The following is a 19,922-nucleotide window of genomic DNA, read 5'->3' as shown; positions in this document are numbered from 1 at the left end:
GTCCAACGCTCAACCCCTTGCCACGGCCGGACTGAAGTACTTCAGCGGCCGCTCGACGAATTCGAATACCACTCCGTCGGGCGAGCGCAGGAACGAGATGTAGAGCCCCTCGATCTTGGTGCCCGGCAACGGGCACCACACCGGATCACCCATGGTCTCAACGGAATTCGGGACCAACGCCATTGCCGCCTCGGTGTTTTCCACCCGCAGCGCGCAGCGGTACAGCCCTTGATGGTTCCCGCCCCACGGCACCGGGTCCGCGTCACGCGTGTCGGGATGTTCCACAATGGTGAGGCTGAACTGATGGGCGTCCTCAGGAAGCGCGTAGCGCGACACCGCGCATTTGACGGCATCGGTTGACCCGCCAGGGGTGAGTTGGTCGCCGGCCACCTCGACTTGAGTCGGCGCCTGCACCTGAGTGAAACCGATCGCGGCAAGGAACTCTCCGGTGGCCACTGCGTCGATGGCAGCGATGCGGATTCCGGCGAACACCGCCCCCGGCTTATCGCTCGGGGCTTCGGTGAGCTCGATGACCGCTCCGTCGGGGTCGACCGCGAGAACCGATTTAGAGCCGGAGATCAGGCCGTCGACCGGCCCGCCCACGGTGATGCCGGCCTCACGCAACGCTATGACGGTTGCATCGAGATCGGCCACTGTCAGCAGCGTTGACCGGATGCCGGGACGAGTCGGGTCACTGTTCGGGTCGGCTTTCAGCGCCGGGTTGTGAAACTCGATGGCCTCCAAAGCGCAGCCGGCGCGGCCGCCTCGCGAATCGTAGAGAAACGATGTCTCACAAAACGTTTCGTCGCCGTCGATGCCGAGGATGCTGCCGTCGGTCGGAACTTTGGGATCGGTGCGCATTCGCGCCGCCAGTCCAAGCTGCCCGACATAGAGCGCCTCGGTGGCGTCCAGCGACGCGCAGTTGAGATTGACGTGCAGGAACCGTCGCGCAAGTTCCTCGGAACCCACTACAGCACAACCGAATTGATTTTGAATTCGATGATCTCTTCTTCGCTGAAGCCCAACTCGGCCAACAGCGCGTCGGTGTGCTCACCGTGGCCCGGCGCACACGTCAGGTCCAGCGGAGCCTCGTCGAACTGCACGGGGCTGGCCGCCAGCGCGAACTCGTTGTCGTTCGCATCGGTGACCCTTGGCAGATACCCGTTCGCGATCACCTGCGGGTCACTGTGCACCTCATGCGCGGTGTGCATGACGTCCCACACCCCGTCGAAACCAGCAAATGCCTTCTCCCAGTGCGAGAGATCTTTGGACTCGAACGCGCTGCGCAACTCGCCGATACACTCCTGACGGTTGCCGAACCGCACGACCGCGTTCGCGAACCGTTCGTCCTCGATCAGATCGGTGCGGCCCAGCCGGGTGCAGAAGTCCGCCCAGAATCGGTCGGCCTGCAGCAGCACGAAGGCGATGAACCGGTTGTCGCGGGTCTTGTAGATGCTGGCCACCGGGTTGGGCATCTCGTCGAGGTTGAACTTCGGGATGTCCTGACCGGTGACGCCTGATCCGACGATGTCCGGACCCAACTGCCAGATCGCGGCGTTGAGCAGCGACACGTCGACCACCGACGGTTCGCCGGTGCGCTCGCGCTTCACCAGGGCCGCGGCGATTCCGCCCGCGATCGCCAGCCCACCATAGGAGTCGCCGAATGCCGGTCGCTGAATCGGCGGGTAGGTGCCGTCGCCGGCCGAATAGGCATCGCCGATGCCGCCGCGCGCCCAGTAGGCGGCCAGGTCGAAGCCGCCCTGCGAGGCGAGGTCGCCACGGGTGCCGTAGCCGTGGCCGCGGGCATAGATGATCTTGGGGTTGCGCGCCCGCACCTGCTCGACGTCAATCCCCATCCGCTGGCGCGAATCCGGCAGCAGATTCGTGACAAAGACGTCGGCGGTTTCGAGCAGCTTCATCAGCAGCTCGAGCCCGTCCGGGGTCGAGGTGTCCAGCCCAATGCTGCGCTTGCCGCGGTTCGGTTGCTCGATGAAGTGATTCACTCCCCCTGCGCCGGTGACGATCCCGGAGCTGATCAGGCCACGCTGCGGGTCACCGGTCTCGGGGTGCTCGATTTTGATGACGTCGGCACCCCAATCGGCGAGCACGGCGCCCGCGGCCGGAACGAATGTCCACGCCGCCAGCTCAACGACGCGTATTCCGCTGAGGATGTCGCTCACAGGGGGTATCCGATCGTCTTGGTCTGTAGATGCTGCTCGAAGCCCTCGATGCCGTTCTGCCTGCCGATACCGCTCATCTTGTAGCCACCGAAGGGGGCGTCGGCGCCGTAGTACATGCCACTGTTGATCATCAGTGAGCCGGTGCGGATGCGGCGGGCGACGGCCATGGCGCGCTCGTCGGAGCCCATGATGCCGCCGGCCAGGCCGTAGGTGGAGTTGTTGGCCAACTCGACGGCGCCGTCGTCACCTCCGTCGTACGGCGTGATGGACAGCACCGGCCCGAACACTTCCTCCTGGAAGATCGTGTGGTCCGGTGCGACGTCGGCAACGACGGTCGGTGCCACGAAGTATCCGCGGTCCAGGCCGTCGGGAACTCCGCCGCCCGTGGTGACGCGGCCTCCGTCACGCTTGGCTATCTCGATGTAGTTCAGCACCCGGGCCTGTTGCTTGGCCGAGACCAGCGGCCCGCAGAAGGTATTCGGGTCCGCAGGGTCGCCGACGGCCAGGGAGCCAAATGTCGCGGAGGCGACCTCGACGGCCTGGTCGTAATGGGAACGCGGGACGAGCATCCGGGTGGCCAGCGCACACCCCTGCCCGGAATGCATCAGTGCGCCGATACAGCCGGGCAGCGCCGTGTCCATGTCGGCATCATCGAGCACCAGGTACACCGACTTGCCGCCGAGCTCGAGCATGTTGCGCTTCATGGTGTCGGCCGAGAGCCGCTGGATGACTTTGCCGACAGCTGTTGATCCGGTGAAGGAGACCATGTCAATCCGCGGGTCGGTGGCGAGCACCTGGGCGATGTCGTTGTCCGACGCCGGGACGATGTTGACGACACCGGCCGGGATGTCAGTCTTCTCGGCGATGATCCGGCCCCACCGCAGGGCGCTCCACGGCGTCTCCATGGCCGGCTTGAGCACCATCGTGTTGCCGGTGGCCAGGATCTGGCCCACCTTGTTGCTGATGATCTCGAACGGGAAATTCCACGGCGTGATCGCGCCGACGACACCCATCGGCTCCTTGACCACGACGCGGTTGTACGGCACGCCCATCTTCGCGTCCTGATCGAGCATCCGCTCCCATTGGAAGGTCGAGATCAGCTGGGCCGGCCACCGGATGGCGTCGGCCAGCGGCCATCCCATCTGTGCGATGTGGGTCATCCCCACCGTCGCACCGACCTCGGCGATCAGCTCGGCGCGGATGTCTTCGGCTTCCTCCTGCAGCGCGTCGTGCAACTGCATCAGGCAGCGTTGACGGAACTCGTGGTTGGTGGACCAGTCGGTGGAGTCGAAGGCACGCCGGGCAGCGGCGATGGCCTCCTCCATGTCTTCGGCGCTGGCGTCGGTGGCGAGGCCGAGCACTTCTTCGTTAGCCGGATTGATGTTGTCGACGGTCTTACCGGTCGACGAATCCCGCAACCGGCCGTCGATAAAAAGCCTGGCCTCGGGATTGAACTGGACAGTTGTAGCGGCGACCGGTGAAGCCGTCATTGGCGCTCCCTCTCGCAGAGTTGTCGGCGTGGGGCTAGTGTACCTTGTTATAGATAACTGTTTAGCGGATTCAGCTCCGGCTGGCGAGACGCGAGAACCAACGGAAGGGCAGCAGTTGTCCGCCCCTGTCGATAGCGCCCTGCATAGCGGTCGCCACCCCGAATACCTGTCCAGCATCGCGGCGTACCGCGAGGACTTCCGACGTTACCTGCGTAATTTGAAGACAGCCGACGAGTGGCGCGCGGCCGCGTTCACCAGCGCCGAGGACGGACTTGCGCACGACGCCACGGTGATGGCCACTCTGAACGCCGACGGCTGGAACCGGTACGGCTGGCCGGAGGCCGCGGGTGGGTTGGGCGGCAACGAGATTCACCGTGCGGTGTACTACGAGGAACTCGGCCGCGCGATGCTGCCCATTCCGGCCCAACACTGGACGCTGGAGACCCTCGGCCCCGCTCTGTTGAAGTTCGCTCCCGGTCTGGCCGCGGCGTATCTGCCGGGTTACCTCAGCGGCGTCGAGTGGTGGGGCCAAAGTTTCTCAGAACCCGAGTCGGGCAGCGACCTGGCCAGCCTGCGCACCCGCGCGGTCGACGACGGGGCCGGGGGGTTCGTCGTCAACGGTCAGAAGATCTGGACCAGCCAAGGGCCCACCGCCACGCGCCTGTTGGCGTTGGTCCGGACCGGAACCCCCGAGAGCCGACACCGCGGGCTGACGATGATCATGGTCGACGCCGACGCACCGGGCGTCACCATTCGTCCGATCGCGCTGGCCAGCGGACGCCGCGAACTCGCCGAAGTGTTCTTCGACGACGTCCGGGTCGACGGTGAGCGGGTCGTCGGCGACGTCGGCGGCGGCTGGGCCGTGGCGATGCATCTGATGCAGTACGAACGCGGCATGTACGGCTACGCGGTGCTCAACAAGGTGCTCACCGAATTGGGTCGATTGCGTGAGCACATGGTGACCGCCGGCGCTACCGACGCGCAACGCCGGCGCTTCGCCAGGGTGTATGTCGACGTGGCGGCCGCCCAGGCACGCACTGCCACCACCGTGCGCCGATTGGCCGCGGGCGAGGCGGTCGGTGCCGATAGCAGCATCGACAAGCTGCTGTTCGGCCGCGCCGAGAAGGAGGTCAACGACCTCATCCTGGAAATCGAGCGAGAGCACCTGATCGCCGGCACAGGCCGTGGCGGCGCGGAACTGGACACCGCGCGGGCCGAGTGGTGGTACTCGCGGGCCGCCACGGTGATGGGTGGCACCGCCGAAGTGCAGCGCGGCATCATCGCCGACCACCTGCTCGGGCTGCCCAAGGAGAAACGATGAGGAAGGCGCCGGTGCCCGACGAGTCATGGCAGATGGTCGAAGAGGCGGTGTTTCGCCTCTTCGAGGAACTGGCGGGTAAGAACGCCGGTGAGCACCTGGCAATCGGTGGGCGGCTGGCCGAGTTGGGCTGGTCGGAGATCGAGGCCGAGTACCCCGTCCAGGCGGGTGAGCTGTTGTTCCGCGCGCAAGGCAGATCGCTGGCCCTGACGGACTGCTTGGACCGCATCATGTTGGCCGAACTGGCCGGAGTGCTCGACGGTTCCGCAGCTCACGTGCTGCTGCCCGACCTCGCCACCGGAAGTGTGGCGGGTTCCGATGCTGAGCGGGTCTCGGGCATCATGCTGGGACCGCCGGAGGGCCGGATCGTGGTCCCGGTAGTCGGGCCGAGGAACACCGTTTCGGTGGCCGTTGTGGACGCATCGCGGCTCAACGGCCAGCGGCTGGACACCTTTGACGTGTCGACGCATTGGACCCGAGTGAGCGGATCAATCGACACCCCGCTGGTCGAGGCCTCCACCGAATGGAAGAACGCCGTCACCGCAGCCCGTCGGGCGCTGGCCACCGAACTGGTGGAACTGGCCGAGCGGGCGCTGCGCATCGCCGTCGACCACGTCAGCGTGCGCGTCCAGTTCGGCGCACCGATCGGGTCATTCCAATCGCCGCGGCATGCACTGGCCGATGCCTCGGCGGTGCTGGCAGGCGCGCGGGCGCTGCTGGGCGAGTCATGGCGAGACGGCGGCGAACTGTTGGCGCTGGCCGCCAAGGCCGCCGCGGGCCGGGCACACCGCGCCGTCAGCGACGTGGCACTGCAGGTGTGCGGTGCGATCGGACTGACCGCCGAGCACGATCTGCACCGCTACGTCACTCGAGGATTCCAGATCGACGCGCTCTGCGGGTCACACGACCAGCTCGAAGGGCTGCTCGCGGAGCGGCTCTTCGAGGACTCCGACGAGGGCTGGGCCACCGGCCGCGCGCTGCCCGCCGTCGTCACGTGGGCCGACGAGACAGCCGAGTAGAGGGAAGTACATGCGCCGCAACATTTTCGAGGAGATCCACGACGAGTTCCGGGCCACCGCCAGGAGCTTCTTCGAGCGCGAATGCGTGCCCAACGTCGAGAAGTGGGAACGCGACGGCAAGGTGAGCCGTGAGGCCTGGCTGGCCGCAGGCGAACACGGATTGATCGGCTGGGAGTTCGACGAAAAGTACGGCGGGCTCGGCGTCAAGGACTTCCGGTTCAATCAGATCGTCTCCGAGGAGATGTTCCTTACCGGCTCGGTCGGCATCGGCCTCGGCGTGCAGAACGACATCCTGGTGCCGTACCTGAACGATCTGACCACCGAGGAGCAGAAGGAACGCTGGCTGCCCAAGTTTGTCTCCGGCGAGTACATCGGGTCCATCGCGATGTCCGAACCCGCGGCCGGGTCCGACCTGGCCGGCATCAAGACCACCGCGCGCGACGAGGGCGACCACTGGGTGGTCAACGGCCAGAAGACCTTTATCAGCAACGGCCTGCTGTCCAAGCTGGTGCTGACGGCCGTGAAGACCGATCCGTCGGCGCGGCACAAGGGCATCAGCCTGCTGATGATCGAGGACGGGATGGAGGGTTTCACCCGTGGCCGCAAGCTCGACAAAATCGGCCAATACTCCGCCGACACCGCGGAATTGTTCTTCGAGGATGTCAAGGTGCCCAAGGAGAACCTGGTGGGAGAGCTCAACCGCGGCTTCTACCATCTGGTCTCCAACCTGCCCAGCGAGCGGGTCGGCGTAGCCTGCTACGCGCTGCCGGCCGCCCGCCGTGCGCTCGACCTGACCAAGGCCTACGCGCTGGAGCGCACCGCGTTTGGGCAGCCTATCGGCAAGTTTCAGGTCAATAGGCACTTCCTGGCCGAAATGCAGACCAAGCTCGACGCCGCTCAGACCTACCTCGACCAATGCGTGCTCTCGGTCAACGACGGCACCCTGGGCGATCAGGACGCCGCCGGGCTGAAGTGGTGGACCTCGGAAGTCCAGTGGGAGATCATCGACCGCTGCCTGCAGCTGCACGGCGGCTACGGCTATATCAACGAATACGAAGTAGCCAGACTCTGGCGGGACTCGCGGGTGCAGCGGCTCTATGCGGGCACCACTGAGATCATGAAGGACCTCATGGGACGGGCGATGGGGTACTAAGGGTGAGTTTGCTAACTGACGGTCGCCGATTCCCGACTCGGCCCTCTAGTTCGGCTAACCTCTAAATGGTTAGTTGATTCGCATATTCGCATAGCGGTGGAGGTTGCAATGGAGGTCACCAGTCTTCGAGAACCGAAGATGGCCGATCGGGTGGCCACGGTGCTGCGGCGAATGTTCATCCGCGGCGAGATCACCGAAGGCACCATGTTGCCGCCGGAATCGGAGCTGATGGAGCGTTTCGGCGTGTCCCGGCCGACGCTGCGGGAAGCGTTCCGCGTGCTCGAATCGGAGTCGCTGATTCAGGTTCAGCGTGGGGTACGCGGCGGCGCCCGCGTCACCCGCCCCCGGCGCGAGACACTCGCCCGCTATGCCGGCTTGATTCTCGAATACGAAGGCGTCACGGTGAAGGACGTCTATGACGCACGAGTGACGCTCGAGGTTCCGATGGTCGAGCAGCTGGCCAAGGACCGCAGTCCCAAGGTGATCGCCGAACTCGAGCAGATCGTCGAACGCGAATCGCAGCTGAATCCCGGCAGCGACGCCGTCGATCAGCTCACCGACTTCCACGCCGCAATCGCGCGGTTATCCGGCAACAGCACTCTGCAAATCGTCAGCGACATGCTGCATCACATCATCGAGAAGGCCAACCGGTCGCTGCAGCCAACCAAGGGCACGCGCGCCGAGCAGGCGGTCCGCCGCTCAGCGAAGACCCACCGGATGGTGCTGGACATGATCAAGGACGGCGACGCCGAGCAGGCCGGCGAGCTCTGGAAGCGCCACCTGCAGAAGGCAGAGGAGTTCGTCTTGACCGGCGCCGAATTGTCCACCGTCGTAGACCTTCTCGAATGACCGGGGTCGACGAACAGGTAAACCAGCACGATCTCGAGACACCCGACTCGATACAGGTCCGGTTCGGTATCGAATACGTCGAATCAGACCCGCCCAAGGCCACAGCCGTGCTGTCGATGCCGATGCATCGATTCCGCAATCCGTGCACCGGCGCTCCCACTGTGGCCCCCTTGGCGATCCTCGTCGACGCGGCCGCCGGGATCGTCAACCACTACCGCAGGCGGCCCGGGCACTGGACGGTGTCAAGCGAGCTTTCGATGGACCTCAGCCCCGACGTCGGCGAACTCGACGGCCCGGTGCTGGCCAGCGCGCACTCACCCGGTCCGCTGGGTGCCACGTCGCTGGGGATCTGCACGCTGACCTATCGCGGCGTGGTGATCGGCACCGGCATAGTGCGGTCATTCTTCATCCACGCCGGCGACATCGTCCCTCAGCAACGGTCGGAGACCCTGCGCCGGTCGGGCGAGACCGCGTTCGCCGACCTGATGGCGGTGCACGTCGCGCAGGATGGTCCGGCGACGGTGCTGGCGCAGCGTGCGGACGGCAACCTGAACAACGACATGGACATCGTGCACGGCGGCGTGGCCGCCGCCGGCCTCGAGCTCGCGGCTTCGGCGGCGATCAACCAGAACCGTTCCGGCGGTCTGCTGCAGACCTCCTCGTTGCGAGTGAACTTTCTGCGTCCGTTTTTCGCCGGCAATGAATCCCGCTACGAGGGCACGCCGTTGCGCGTAGGCCGCAACACCGGCGTGGGCGATGCGCAGGCCACCGGCCACGACCGCAAGGTGGCGATCACCGCGCGAGTGACGGCCTACCGCTGACTGATTCCCGCGCCGGCCCGTCGAGCTACTTCTTCGAGCGCGCCCGGAACGCGGCCACCCGCTCCTTGAATTCCGGGGTCGAGAACGACGTGTATTCCTCGGCCAGCGCGTACTCCAGCACACCGAGCGCGGCCCGAGACAGGTGCATGTTCATCGCGACCTTGCTGGCGCGCAGGGCCTGAGGCGGCAGACCGGCCAGCCGCTCTCCTATTGCGAGCGCCTCGTCGAGCACGGTGTCATCGGTGGCCACTTTGGTGACGAGGTTCAGCTTGTCCGCAATGGCAGGGGTGATCCGATCCCCGAGCAGCACATACTCTTTGGCTTTCATCAGGCCGATCAGCAGCGGAAGCATCGCGGCACCGCCGTCACCGGCCACCAAGCCGACCGCGACATGCGGGTCGGCCAGGTAGCTGTTCTCCCCCATCACCAGGAAGTCGCTCAACAAAGCGATCGAGCAGCCGAGCCCGACAGCCGGGCCGTTGACGGCCGACACCAGCGGCTTGGGGAAATTGATCACCTCGAGAAAAACCGTGCGGGCCTCGGTGATCTGAAACTGACGTGCCACTGGGTCCTCGATGAGGCGCCCGAACATCACCATGTCGCCGCCCGCGGAAAATGCCTTTCCGACACCGGTTGTCACCACCGCCCGCACGTCATCGTCGGCGGCCAGTACCCGCCAGATCGTCGCGAACGCGTGGTGCACGTCCTCGTTGACGGCGTTGAAAGCCTCCGGCCGGTTGATGCTGATCACGTGCACGTTGCCGGTCTTCTCCACCAGCAGCCACGGCGCAAACTCTTCGTAGCCGGGCAGGGTGGCGATCTCGGAAGTTGTCATGTGATGGTCCTATCAGTTCTTCTGGTTGGAAAGGACGGTGACCGCGGAGACCGCGGTCGGCCCGCCGATGTTGTGCGCCAACGCGATTCGTGCGCCGTCAACCTGATTCTCGGCTTCACCGCGAAGCTGGTTGAACAGTTCGTAACACTGCGCCACGCCGGTGGCACCCGGCGGATGCCCCTTAGCCTTCAACCCGCCGCTCGGGTTGATCGGAATCGACCCGCCCACATAGTGTTCGCGGCCTTCCACCAACTTGTAGGCCTCGAAACGGTGTGCGAAGCCCAGATCTTCGTAGCTGATCAGCTCGACGCCGGTGAAGCAGTCGTGGACCTCGGCGACGTCGATATCGCGCGGCGTCACCCCGGCCATCGCCATTGCGGCCTTGGCGGCACGCACCGTCGGCGGAAACGTCGTCATGTCCGTCTTATGCTGGTGCATCACCCGGTCCATACCCAGCCCCACGCCGCGAACCCAGACGGGACGGTCGGTGTAGCGGTCGACGACGTCCTCGGCAGCCAAGATCACCGCGGCCGCGCCGTCGCTCTGCGGGGTGCAGTCGTAGAGCCCGAAGGGTTCGACCACGATCGGCGCGGCAAGCGCCTGCTCGACGGTGATCTCATAGCGCAGTTGAGCTTTCGGGTTGTTCACCGCGTGGAAATGGTTCTTCACCGCCACCATCGCCATGTGCTCCTTCGTCGCCGGAGACTCGTGCAGATATCGCATCACGTGCAGCGCGAAATTGGCGGGCGCAACCAGCCCCAGCGGATAGTCCCAGGCGTTGTCGCGGGTCATCGCCGCCCAGTCCCAGAACGTGGTGTTCGAGGAGGTCTCGCGGACCTTGTCGGCCCCGACGACGAGCACCACATCGTAGAGGCCGGAGGCAATGGCCAGCGTGCCGTTCCGGATCGCGTCATTGCCGGTGGCGCAGGCATTTTCGACGCGGGTTACCGGGATGTCAGTCAGATCGAGGGTGTCGGCCAAAATGCCGGACGGGAACCCGTCGGTGGTCGCTAACTCGCCGAACCACGCGGCTTCGAGCTCAGACTTCTGAATGCCCTTGTCAACGTTGGCGACCGCTTCGGCGTAGGCCATCGGCACCAGGTCCTTGATACCCAGTTCGAAGTGTTCGGCGAAGGGCGTCATCCCCGCGCCGACGATGGCGACTTTTCTCATGCAACCGCTCCTTCCAGCGTCCGTCCGGGCCAGAAGGCGTAGCCGTAATCGGGAATGCCGGTGCGAGTGGCGATCCTGCGCAGCACCACCGCCCCCGGCTGTCCGATCGTCGCCTCGCCCGCGGGCACACCGGTGACTTTCAGCAGCACCCGCACCGGGCTGTCGTCGAGTTGAACGACGGCCAGGGAGTACGGGCTGGGCAAGTCGGGCACCGGAATCCGCACCGTGGTGTGGGTGTAGACGGTGCCGGTTCGCGGCAGCGACTCGAGCCGGTACTCGGTGGCCAACCGTCCGGCATTGTCGACTCGGAGCCGCGGTGGAAACTGCGGTGCGGCATCGATGCCGGGGCTCTCTTCGAAAACCGCCGCCTCCCAACGGATCTTCGGCTCGAAAGCGCGCGCATACGCGGGCATCGAAATCGGAATGCCGACGCCGTCGGCAACGCGCGCCTTGGGTAGCTCCCGCGCCGGAAACTCGTCGCGGGCGATCCTGGGCTTGGCGCCCCCCTGCGCGAGATCGGCCGCGCTGACACTGGATTGCTCGACGGCGATCAACAAGCCTTGTGCGCCAGCCTCGATCGCATCGGCCAACAGCCGGATGATCGCCGTGGCGGAGACGGTGGGGATGCCGACGGCGTGCGATGTGTCGAAGTCACCCCCGACCTGCGCGACCGGCACGCCTGCGACCGCTGCCACCGCCGAGTTTGGGGCGAGGCCCAATCGGGCCAGTGTGGAACGCACCCCGACCTCACGTTGCAGCCGGGGGTCGACGTAGGAGTGGCGGGCGCCGTCGGCACCACGGGCCGTCAACGGCAGACTGCGGGTCTGGCGTGCCAGCGGGGTCACGGAGGCGCCGCCATCGCCCGTGAGCACCGCACCGGCCCCCGCCGCGAGATCGTTGTCGTCGGCGGCGATCACCAAGGTGCCTTCGCCGGCGCTGCAGATTTGGTCCAACACGGCGGGCGCACCGCCGAGGACCTCGGCGACGGGGGTGTCGGCCGGCAGGGACAACGCGGCCAACAGCACCGCGCCGTTGCCGCCCTCCAGCAGCGGAAAGTCACGCGACACCAACGCCACGCGTTGCGCCGTGGCCTCGGGATCGGCGGCGCGGCCGGCGGCGACGGCCATCGTCAGCGCGTCCTCGTCGGGCCCCTTGACCCGCCGGTCGCGCACAGTCCATGGCGGCAGATAGGTGCCGATCGAAAAGACCCGAGTCATAGATCCCCGCTTTTGTGGATGAGCGCGCATTTCATCGCGCAACAAACTAGCTATATAGTTATAGCATTCAACCTCACAGCCTAGCGACGGACGGAAGGGTCAACGAACCGTGGGCAAACCCCATCCTCGCAGTCTGAGGGATCGCGTCGTGCTGGTAACCGGTGCCAGCCGCGGCATCGGCGCCGCCATCGCCGAGCGTATCGCCGAAGACGGTGCCGCCGTGGCATTGCTGGCCAAAACTGAGACACCGAATCCCAAGATCGCGGGGACCCTTGCCGAGACCGCGGACGCCGTGCAACGTGCCGGCGGTCGGGCGCTGCCGCTGACCTGCGATGTGCGCGATGCGGCAGCGGTCGCAGCGGCAGTCGAGGCGGTAGCCGACGCGTTCGGTGGCATCGACGTCGTCATCAACAACGCCGGAGCCCTGGATCTACGACCGACCGCGCAGCTACCGCCCAAAAGCCTGCGCCGGCTGCTGGAGGTCAATGTCGAAGGGCCGTTCGCGATTGTGCAGGCCGCACTTCCGTACTTGCGCCGGTCGGGCAATGCGCACGTGGTCAATGTCGCCCCTCCGCTGAACATGGACCCCCGATGGGTTGGTGCCCATGTCGGGCACACCGTGGGCAAGTACGCCGAGAGCCTGCTCACCTTGGGATGGGCCGAGGAGTTCGCCTCGGTGCCCATCGCGGTGAATTCACTGTGGCCGGCCACCACGATCGCCAGTACGGGAATGATGGTCGCAATGGGCGAGGAAACGGTGCGGGCGCAGGCCCGCAGCCCGCAGATCATGGCCGAGGCGGTGCACGCGCTGGTCACCCGTCCCGCCGCGGCGTGCAGCGGCCACTTCTACACCGACGAGGAGATCCTTCGCGAGGAGGGCCGCGCCGACCTGTCGGAGTACCTACTGGCGGCCAACGAGGATGACCTGACGCCCAACTTCTACCTCCTGTCGGCCCCGGCGCCGACGGTTTAGGAAGCGGCAGTGGTGAATTCGTTCGACGCGTTGAGCGCCCGTGAGCCCGAGTTGGTCAAGCTGCGGCACGCCGTGCGCGACTTCTTGGAGTCCGACCGTGCTGAATTCGGCTGGCAGCCCGGCGTCGATTCATGGCTGGCCGGGTGGGACGAGGAGTTCTCGGGGCGGCTTGGCGCCGCCGGATTCACCGGCCTGACCATCCCGCAGCGTTACGGCGGCCACGGGCTGGGGCACCTGCACCGCTACGTGGTGACCGAGGAACTGATCGCGGTGGGCGCGCCCGTGGCCGCCCACTGGACGGCCGACCGTCAGGTCGCACCCGCCCTGCTGACCTACGGCAATGAGGAGCAGCGCGAACGTTTGTTGCCCAAGATTGTTGCAGGACAGCTTTTTTCGTCAATCGGCATGAGCGAACACGGCGCCGGGTCCGACCTTGCTGCTGTGCAAACCAAGGCTGTCCGCGCCGACGGCGGCTGGCTACTCTCCGGCAGCAAGGTGTGGACCAGCGGGGCCCACCATGCGCACCAGGTCGTCGTGCTGGCCCGCACCAGCCCGTCGGATCCAGAACACCGCCACGCCGGGTTCAGCCAATTCCTGGTGCCGTGCGATGCCGAGGGCGTCCGCATCGAGCCGATCATCTTGATGTCGGGGGCTCACCACTTCAACGAGGTGCTGTTCGAGCAGGTCTTCGTTCCCGATGCCGACGTGCTCGGTGAGGTCGGCAACGGCTGGCACCAGGTCACGTCCGAGTTGTCGTTCGAACGCAGCGGGCCCGAGCGGATCCTGTCCACCGGTCCCCTGCTGTTCGCCGCCATCCGCACACTCGGTCGCGGGCCGGTGCCCGACGACCGTACCGCCGCCGACATCGGCGACCTGATGGCGCGGTTGATCTCGCTGCGGCAGCTGTCGTTGTCGGTGGCACGCACGCTCACCGACGGCGGCGACGCGGCGAATCAGGCGGCGCTGGTGAAGGACCTCGGCACCCGTTTCGAAGCCGAATCCGTCGGGTTGATCGCCGACCTGCTCGAGGCGGCACCGCCGAATTCCGAACTGGAGGCCATGCTGACCACCGCGTGGCTGCACAAACCCATGTTCACGCTGCGCGGTGGCACCAACGAGGTGCTACGCGGCGTCATCGCCCGCGGTATGGGGCTGCGATGAGCGCGCTGGCCGGCGGGGTATTCGCCGCGACCGACTCTCAAAATGATGACACACAGCTGCGCCAGCTCGTCGACGACCTTGGCCGGCGTTCCTATGACGCGGGGCTGGGCCGTCGCGGCATCCCCGACCAGTTCGACGCCGAACTCTGGCGCAACCTCGAGGACACCGGGCTGGCCAGGCTGACGAGCGCGCCCGACATGGGAGCCGGCCCGCACGAGTTGGCCATTGCGCTTTACGGCGTGTCCCGCCACGCCGGCGCGGTGCCGTTGGCCGAAACCGACGCGCTTGCCGGGTGGCTGGGCCAGCAGGCCGGGATCGAGCTCCCCAACGGGCCGCTGACCGTTGCCGTCGCCGATGCCGAAACCGACGGCGCAAGGGTCACCGGCACCGCGACCGGCGTGCCATGGGCTCGAGCGTGCGCCGCCGCCCTGCTAGCCGTCACCACGCCCGCCGGGCTGCGGGTCGGCGTCATCGACGTGGCCTCTGGTGATCTGCAGGAAGGCCACAACCTGGCAGGCGAACCACGCGATTCGGTTCCGTTCGACGTGTCCGCCGACCAATTACACGCCGTAGACCCGGCACTCGGCGCCGAGCTGACTCGGCGCGGCGCATGGTCACGCTGTGTGCAGACCATCGGGGTGCTGGACGCCGCCGCCGCACTTTCAGTCGAGCACACCCGGCAGCGCGTCCAGTTCGGTCGTCCGCTCAGCGCCTTCCAATCCGTGCAGCAGTCACTGGCCGGCATGGCCGGAGAGATCGAAAGAGCGCGTGCCGCTGCGGAATTAGCTGTCGCCGCCGCTTCCGAGCACGGCTTCAACTCCCCCCACACCGACTATGCCGTCACCGTCGCGAAGGTCGCAGTCGGCCGCGCCGTCGGCCCGGTCACCAGCGTCGCCCATCAGTTGCACGGCGCGATCGGCGTCACCAGTGAGCACCCGCTGTGGCTGTTCACCCTGCGCGCTCAGAGCTGGACCGCGGATTACGGCACGATCGCGAACTACGCACGACGACTCGGCCGGCTGGTGCTGGCCGCGGAGGATCCGTGGAGCTTGGTGACGGGCGATCCGCCTGAAGTGAAAACAATGGTTAATAAGGAGAATTGGTGACTGTAGCGAAATTCGACGGAGCCTCGGCGATTGTCAGCGGCGGCGCGGGTGGCCTGGGCGAGGCGACGGTCCGTCGGCTCCATGCCGACGGACTCGGCGTGGTGATCGCCGATCTCGCCGCCGACAAGGGTAAGGCTCTGGCCGACGAACTGGGCAGCGGGGCACTGTTTGTCAGTACCGATGTAACCAGTGACGAGAGTGTGCAGGGCGCCATCGAGCAGGCCAACCAGCTCGGTCGATTGCGCTACGCGGTCGTTGCGCACGGCGGCTTCGGGGTGGCCCAACGGATCGTGCAGCGCGACGGCAGTCCCGCCGACATGGCCGCATTCACCAAGACGATCAACCTGTATCTCAACGGCACCTACAACCTGACACGGCTGGTAGCGGCTGCGGTAGCCACTGCCGAACCTCGTGAGGACGGCGAACGCGGTGCCATCGTTATGACGGCCTCGGTTGCCGGCTATGAGGGCCAGATCGGCCAGACCGCTTATGCCGCAGCGAAAGCCGGCGTGATCGGGTTGACCATCGCTGCCGCTCGCGACCTCAGTTCGGTGGGCATCCGAGTCAACACCATCGCACCTGGAACGATGAAGACGCCGATCATGGAGTCGGTCGGCGAAGAGGCGATCGCAAAGTTCGCCGCCAACATCCCGTTCCCCAAGCGACTAGGCACTCCTGCCGAGTATGCCGACGCAGCAACGTTTCTGCTGTCCAACGGCTACGTCAACGGCGAGGTGATGCGCCTAGACGGCGCGCAGCGCTTCACTCCGAAGTAGCCGGCGTGGACTGCGGGCCGACCTCGCGTCGGCCCGCAGCGACGGGCTACAACCGGCCCTGGACCCGGAGTTCCGGGTGCACCCAGTCCGGCGAGTCCTTCTGCTTGAACGCCCGAAAGCCTTCGGCCGCCTCGGGACCGAACAGACTGGTCGTCATGCCGATCCGGTCGTACAGCCCGAGGTAGTTGTCCAGGCTCGCCTTGACCAACCCGCGCGCTCCCGGAGCGGTCCGGCAACACTGCGCGAGCAACTCCTTGGCGACGCTCATCAGGTCGTCGTGCGGGACCACCCTGCTCACCATGCCCCAGTCGAGCGCCTCCTGCGCGTTCAGCGTCCGTCCGGTGAACATCAGGTCCTTGGTCCGGACCGGTCCGATGAGCCGGGCCAGCACCTGGCTGTAGTACGTGTCGGCGATGCCACGGAACAATTCGGGCACCCGGAAGACGGCCCGATCACTCACCACGGCGAGGTCACTGCACATCGCGATCTGCAGGCCACCACCCTGACAGATGCCGTTGACCGCGGAGACGACCGGCTTGGCCGACTGCCGCAGCGTGTCGAACGGCGTGACGTCGGTTCCCATGGTGGACGCGAAGTCCATCCAGTTGTCTGCTGCTTTCTGACCCAGGTCACCTCCCGGCGCGAAGACGTCGCCGGTGCCGGTGATGAGCAGGCCCGCGAGGTCGGGGTCGGCATTGACGCGACTCACCGCGTAACGGATCCCGAAGTACATCGCGGGCGTCATCGCATTCCGCGCCTCGGGGCGGTCCAAGGTGCAGATCGCAAACGCACCTTCACGTTCGAACCTCAGGTAGGGGCTCCCCAACCAGTCACCGTCGGGTGGGCGCGGACCGCCATTGGGGCTGTCGGACATGTGATATCCCTTCCAAAGCTCGGAGTGTTCCGTCGTCCACCAAATTAGCCAAATAGTTGTATGATTCCAATTCCGCGGCGTAACGTGGCGGACGTCACTGCGTCGCGCCCTCACCATCCCGCAGAGCGCGGCCGATAGCGAGAGCTACTGGAGGCTTAAAGATATGGGTTCACTGGACGGCAGAGTTGTCTTCATCACCGGAGCCGCTCGCGGGCAAGGCCGTTCGCACGCGGTGATGTGCGCCGAGCAAGGTGCCGACATCATCGGCGTCGACATCTGCGAGAACCTCGACATCGTGCCCTATGCACTTGGCACCGAAGACGATCTCGAGGAGACGGCCCGCCTGGTGGAAAAGACCGGCAGGAAGATGCTGACCCGCAAGGCGGACGTCCGCGACAAGGCTGCCCTGCAGGAGGCGTTCGACGCGGGTGTCACCGAGTTCGGCCACGTCGACACGGTGCTCGCTAATGCCGGGGTCGTGCTCACCAACGCCGATGAGCGCGACGCCTCAGAGGCGCTGAGGCTAGGGCTCGACATCATGCTCATCGGGGTGTGGAACGCCTTCCAAGTAGCGATCCCCCACATGAAGGAACGTGGCGAGGGCGGCAATCTGATCGCGACGAGTTCGATGATCGCCCTACTGGATCTCACCGACGGCCGCGGCGGCAGCGACGCCTACCTGATGTCCAAGGTCGCCGTCGTCGGCCTGGTCCGCGCGTACGCAGCCATGCTTGCCCCCGACCGTATTCGCGTCAATGCGGTGGCGCCGACGAATTGCGCGACCCCGATGATCACTGACAACCCGGCGCTGTTCAAAGTGATCGAGGACAACCCCCGCATGGTCAATGCGGTCCAGACCGCGCTGCCGGACTTGCCGCTGATCGAGCCACGCGACGTCAGCAACACGATCCTCTTTTTGATCAGCGACGCGGGCCGTTCGTTCACCGGAAGCATGCTCAAGGTGGACGCCGGCATGGACGTGCGGCGAGGCTAGTCGGCGCGCCGGATGCATTACGGAATCGACGGCCGATCGGCGCTGGTCGTCGGCGGCAGCAAGGGAATCGGGTTCGAGGTCGCCAAACTGCTTGCCGCAGAAGGTGCGCGGGTTGCGATACTGGCGCGGACTAAGACCGATGTCGACGCCGCGGTCGAGGCGATCCGAACTGAAGGGGGCACTGCCATCGGTGTCACTGCCGACGTGGCCGACGACGGGCAGCTCACCGACGCCGTCCGCGAGATTGCGGCCCGGCACGGGGCGCCGCTGATCGTTGTCGGGCAGGCCAAGTACCAGCGGCCCGGCGATTTCGCCGATATCACCGATGTGAACGTCTACCGCGAGTCTTTCGAACTGCACACGATGAGCCAGATCCTCCTGCTGCACGCGGTCCTGCCTGCCATGCAGGACGCCGGCTGGGGCCGATTCGTGCACATCGGCTCCGCCACCGCCAAGGAGCCGGCGGGCAACATCCACCATGCGGTGGCCAACACCAGTCGGCCGTCGACGATCGGCCTGCTCAAGACGGTCTCCGACGAGTACGCCCAGTTCGGCATCACGGTCAACACCGTCGCGCCCGGCTGGATCGAGACTGAGAACGCACTGGCCTACCTGGAGCAGCACCTCGGCGCGAGCACCGATCAGGAGCGACGCGAGTTCATGCTGCGCGAAGCTCGGGTGCCAGCAGCGCGAATGGGCAAACCGAGCGAGATTGCCTCGCTCATCGCCTATCTTTGCTCAGAACCTGCCGGCTACCTCACCGGTAGTTGGATCGAAGTCGACGGTGGCTTGCACCGGTCGGCATTCTAACCTTTAGGAGCATACGTGGAAACCCTTGGCGCACCCGAACTTTCCTTCGCCAGCCTGCCGATGGCGGCAGACCGCGGGGTGGGGTGGAAGGTCCTGCGTGACGCAGGGCGGGTGGTGTCCGTCGACGGAATCTTCTATCTGACCCACCGCGAGGACGTGCTGGCCGCGCTGCGCGATCCCGAATTGTTCTCCTCGAAGAAAGCTTTTGACGTGCTCGGCAGCCCGCTGCCGTTGGTGCCCATCTCGTTCGATCCGCCGGAACACACCCGGTTCCGTAAGATCCTGCAGCCCTTCTTCAGTCCACACACCTTGAAAGAGATGCTGCCCTCGCTGCAGCAGCAGGCGATCGAGATCATCGAACGGGTAGCCGCACAAGGCGAGTGCGAAGTCGTGGCCGACGTGGCGATCCCCTATCCCTCACAGGTATTCCTGACCTTGTTCGGGCTTCCGCTGGAGGATCGCGACAAGCTCGTCGCGTGGAAAACCTCGGTCATCGCGATCTCGGAAGCGCCGTCACTCGAGGATGCCGACCTGACGCCGGCACTCGAATTGGTCGCATATCTCACCGAGGCGATCAACGCACGGCGCGCCGACCCCGGGCCGGACATCCTGTCGCAGTTGCTCAATGGCGAGGAGCCACTCGACGACGCCGAAATCATGGGCCTGAGCTTCCTTTTCGTCCTGGCCGGGCTGGACACCGTCACCGCGGCGATGAGTTCCGCACTGCTGGAGCTCGCCCGCAACCCGGAGCTGAGGGCCACCCTCCACGACGATCCCGACCAGATCGACGTGTTCGTCGAGGAGATCGTCCGGCTGGAGCCGCCGGCGCCGATGCTGCCCCGCGTGACCACCACCGAGGTCACCATCGGGGACGTCACGCTGCCCGCCGACACCATGGTGCGGTTGTGTGTCGCTGCCATCAATCGCGACGACAGCGACGAGATCTCGACCAACGACGTGGTGATGGATGGAAAGGTGCACCGGCACTGGGGCTTCGGTGGCGGGCCACACCGCTGCCTAGGGTCGCACCTGGCCCGCCTCGAGCTGAAGTTGATCGTGGGCGAATGGCTCCGGCGCATTCCCGAGTTTTCGGTGAAAGTCGGTGAGGAACCGCAGATTGTGTTCCCCGCGAGCACCTTTTCACTTGAGCGCGTGCCTCTGAAACTGGGCTGA

At 65.9% G+C, this 19,922-nt stretch carries 19 protein-coding genes; 12 read left to right on the top strand and 7 right to left on the bottom strand.

All coding sequences use genetic code 11. The features are described from left to right. Positions 1-9 precede the first annotated feature (9 nt). Genes U8D42_RS27780 through U8D42_RS27770 form a run of 3 tightly spaced genes read right to left on the bottom strand, consistent with a single transcriptional unit; the run spans position 10 to position 3,670 of the window. Positions 10-969: a VOC family protein gene (locus U8D42_RS27780; protein WP_083175168.1), complete on the bottom strand. Its 960-nt coding sequence runs from the start codon at positions 967-969 to the stop codon at positions 10-12. Beyond that, complete coding sequence (locus U8D42_RS27775; protein WP_083175167.1) at positions 969-2,180, bottom strand: CaiB/BaiF CoA transferase family protein; 1,212 nt, start codon at positions 2,178-2,180, stop codon at positions 969-971. Before U8D42_RS27775 ends, U8D42_RS27780 begins: the two co-directional genes overlap by 1 nt. Further along, positions 2,177-3,670, bottom strand: coding sequence for an aldehyde dehydrogenase family protein (locus U8D42_RS27770; protein WP_014382029.1), 1,494 nt, complete (start codon positions 3,668-3,670; stop codon positions 2,177-2,179). Before U8D42_RS27770 ends, U8D42_RS27775 begins: the two co-directional genes overlap by 4 nt. A gap of 115 nt (positions 3,671-3,785) precedes the next feature. On the opposite strand from U8D42_RS27770, the gene U8D42_RS27765 reads away from it, so the two are divergent. The 5 genes from U8D42_RS27765 (at position 3,786) to U8D42_RS27745 (ending at position 8,830) form a co-directional block, all read left to right on the top strand. Beyond that, a complete protein-coding gene (locus U8D42_RS27765) occupies positions 3,786-4,991 on the top strand; it encodes an acyl-CoA dehydrogenase family protein (protein WP_083175165.1) in 1,206 nt (401 codons plus the stop codon). Further along, a complete protein-coding gene (locus U8D42_RS27760; RefSeq protein ID WP_014379517.1) occupies positions 4,988-6,007 on the top strand; it encodes an acyl-CoA dehydrogenase family protein in 1,020 nt (339 codons plus the stop codon). Before U8D42_RS27765 ends, U8D42_RS27760 begins: the two co-directional genes overlap by 4 nt. A gap of 10 nt (positions 6,008-6,017) precedes the next feature. Continuing rightward, a complete protein-coding gene (locus U8D42_RS27755; protein WP_083175164.1) occupies positions 6,018-7,160 on the top strand; it encodes an acyl-CoA dehydrogenase family protein in 1,143 nt (380 codons plus the stop codon). 108 nt (positions 7,161-7,268) lie between these two features. After that, the gene (locus U8D42_RS27750) at positions 7,269-8,009 is read left to right on the top strand and encodes a FadR/GntR family transcriptional regulator (protein WP_083175162.1); all 741 of its coding nucleotides are present in this window, start codon (positions 7,269-7,271) and stop codon (positions 8,007-8,009) included. Beyond that, positions 8,006-8,830 carry a PaaI family thioesterase gene (locus U8D42_RS27745; RefSeq protein ID WP_083175161.1) on the top strand — a complete coding sequence of 275 codons (825 nt, stop codon included), beginning with the start codon at positions 8,006-8,008 and terminating at the stop codon, positions 8,828-8,830. Before U8D42_RS27750 ends, U8D42_RS27745 begins: the two co-directional genes overlap by 4 nt. Before the next feature lie 25 nt (positions 8,831-8,855). Here the strand turns inward: U8D42_RS27745 and U8D42_RS27740 are convergent, their stop codons facing one another. From U8D42_RS27740 to U8D42_RS27730, 3 genes are read right to left on the bottom strand one after another with little or no spacing between them, the layout of a single operon-like run. Next, a complete protein-coding gene (locus U8D42_RS27740) occupies positions 8,856-9,665 on the bottom strand; it encodes an enoyl-CoA hydratase/isomerase family protein (protein ID WP_009953753.1) in 810 nt (269 codons plus the stop codon). 12 nt (positions 9,666-9,677) lie between these two features. Beyond that, positions 9,678-10,838, bottom strand: coding sequence for a thiolase C-terminal domain-containing protein (locus tag U8D42_RS27735; RefSeq protein ID WP_011724876.1), 1,161 nt, complete (start codon positions 10,836-10,838; stop codon positions 9,678-9,680). Continuing rightward, the gene (locus U8D42_RS27730; protein WP_322860553.1) at positions 10,835-12,055 is read right to left on the bottom strand and encodes a Zn-ribbon domain-containing OB-fold protein; all 1,221 of its coding nucleotides are present in this window, start codon (positions 12,053-12,055) and stop codon (positions 10,835-10,837) included. The genes U8D42_RS27735 and U8D42_RS27730 overlap by 4 nt, the downstream gene beginning before the upstream one ends. A 133-nt stretch (positions 12,056-12,188) precedes the next feature. Here U8D42_RS27730 and U8D42_RS27725 point away from each other — a divergent pair, with 133 nt between their 5' ends. The 4 genes from U8D42_RS27725 to U8D42_RS27710 are packed head-to-tail and all read left to right on the top strand — an operon-like array spanning position 12,189 to position 16,071. After that, positions 12,189-13,028 (top strand): SDR family oxidoreductase, encoded by an 840-nt coding sequence (locus tag U8D42_RS27725; protein WP_431523897.1) that lies wholly within the window; start codon positions 12,189-12,191, stop codon positions 13,026-13,028. 9 nt (positions 13,029-13,037) lie between these two features. Beyond that, positions 13,038-14,189, top strand: coding sequence for an acyl-CoA dehydrogenase family protein (locus U8D42_RS27720; protein ID WP_322860555.1), 1,152 nt, complete (start codon positions 13,038-13,040; stop codon positions 14,187-14,189). Further along, a complete protein-coding gene (locus tag U8D42_RS27715; protein ID WP_322860556.1) occupies positions 14,186-15,295 on the top strand; it encodes an acyl-CoA dehydrogenase family protein in 1,110 nt (369 codons plus the stop codon). The genes U8D42_RS27720 and U8D42_RS27715 overlap by 4 nt, the downstream gene beginning before the upstream one ends. Further along, positions 15,292-16,071 (top strand): SDR family oxidoreductase, encoded by a 780-nt coding sequence (locus U8D42_RS27710; RefSeq protein WP_322860575.1) that lies wholly within the window; start codon positions 15,292-15,294, stop codon positions 16,069-16,071. The genes U8D42_RS27715 and U8D42_RS27710 overlap by 4 nt, the downstream gene beginning before the upstream one ends. A gap of 46 nt (positions 16,072-16,117) precedes the next feature. Here the strand turns inward: U8D42_RS27710 and U8D42_RS27705 are convergent, their stop codons facing one another. Then, positions 16,118-16,945, bottom strand: a complete 828-nt coding sequence (locus tag U8D42_RS27705) for an enoyl-CoA hydratase/isomerase family protein (protein ID WP_009953740.1) — start codon at positions 16,943-16,945, stop codon at positions 16,118-16,120. Positions 16,946-17,108: 163 nt separating this feature from the next. Here U8D42_RS27705 and U8D42_RS27700 point away from each other — a divergent pair, with 163 nt between their 5' ends. From U8D42_RS27700 to U8D42_RS27690, 3 genes are read left to right on the top strand one after another with little or no spacing between them, the layout of a single operon-like run. Then, complete coding sequence (locus U8D42_RS27700; RefSeq protein WP_014379513.1) at positions 17,109-17,939, top strand: mycofactocin-coupled SDR family oxidoreductase; 831 nt, start codon at positions 17,109-17,111, stop codon at positions 17,937-17,939. A 12-nt stretch (positions 17,940-17,951) separates the two neighbouring features. Further along, positions 17,952-18,749 carry an SDR family oxidoreductase gene (locus tag U8D42_RS27695; protein WP_009953736.1) on the top strand — a complete coding sequence of 266 codons (798 nt, stop codon included), beginning with the start codon at positions 17,952-17,954 and terminating at the stop codon, positions 18,747-18,749. Between the two features lie 60 nt (positions 18,750-18,809). Next, positions 18,810-19,922 (top strand): cytochrome P450, encoded by a 1,113-nt coding sequence (locus U8D42_RS27690; protein ID WP_224112187.1) that lies wholly within the window; start codon positions 18,810-18,812, stop codon positions 19,920-19,922.

The organism is Mycobacterium europaeum, assembly GCF_034555895.2.
GTDB lineage: Bacteria > Actinomycetota > Actinomycetes > Mycobacteriales > Mycobacteriaceae > Mycobacterium > Mycobacterium europaeum.
This window is presented reverse-complemented; position numbering and strand designations above follow the sequence as displayed.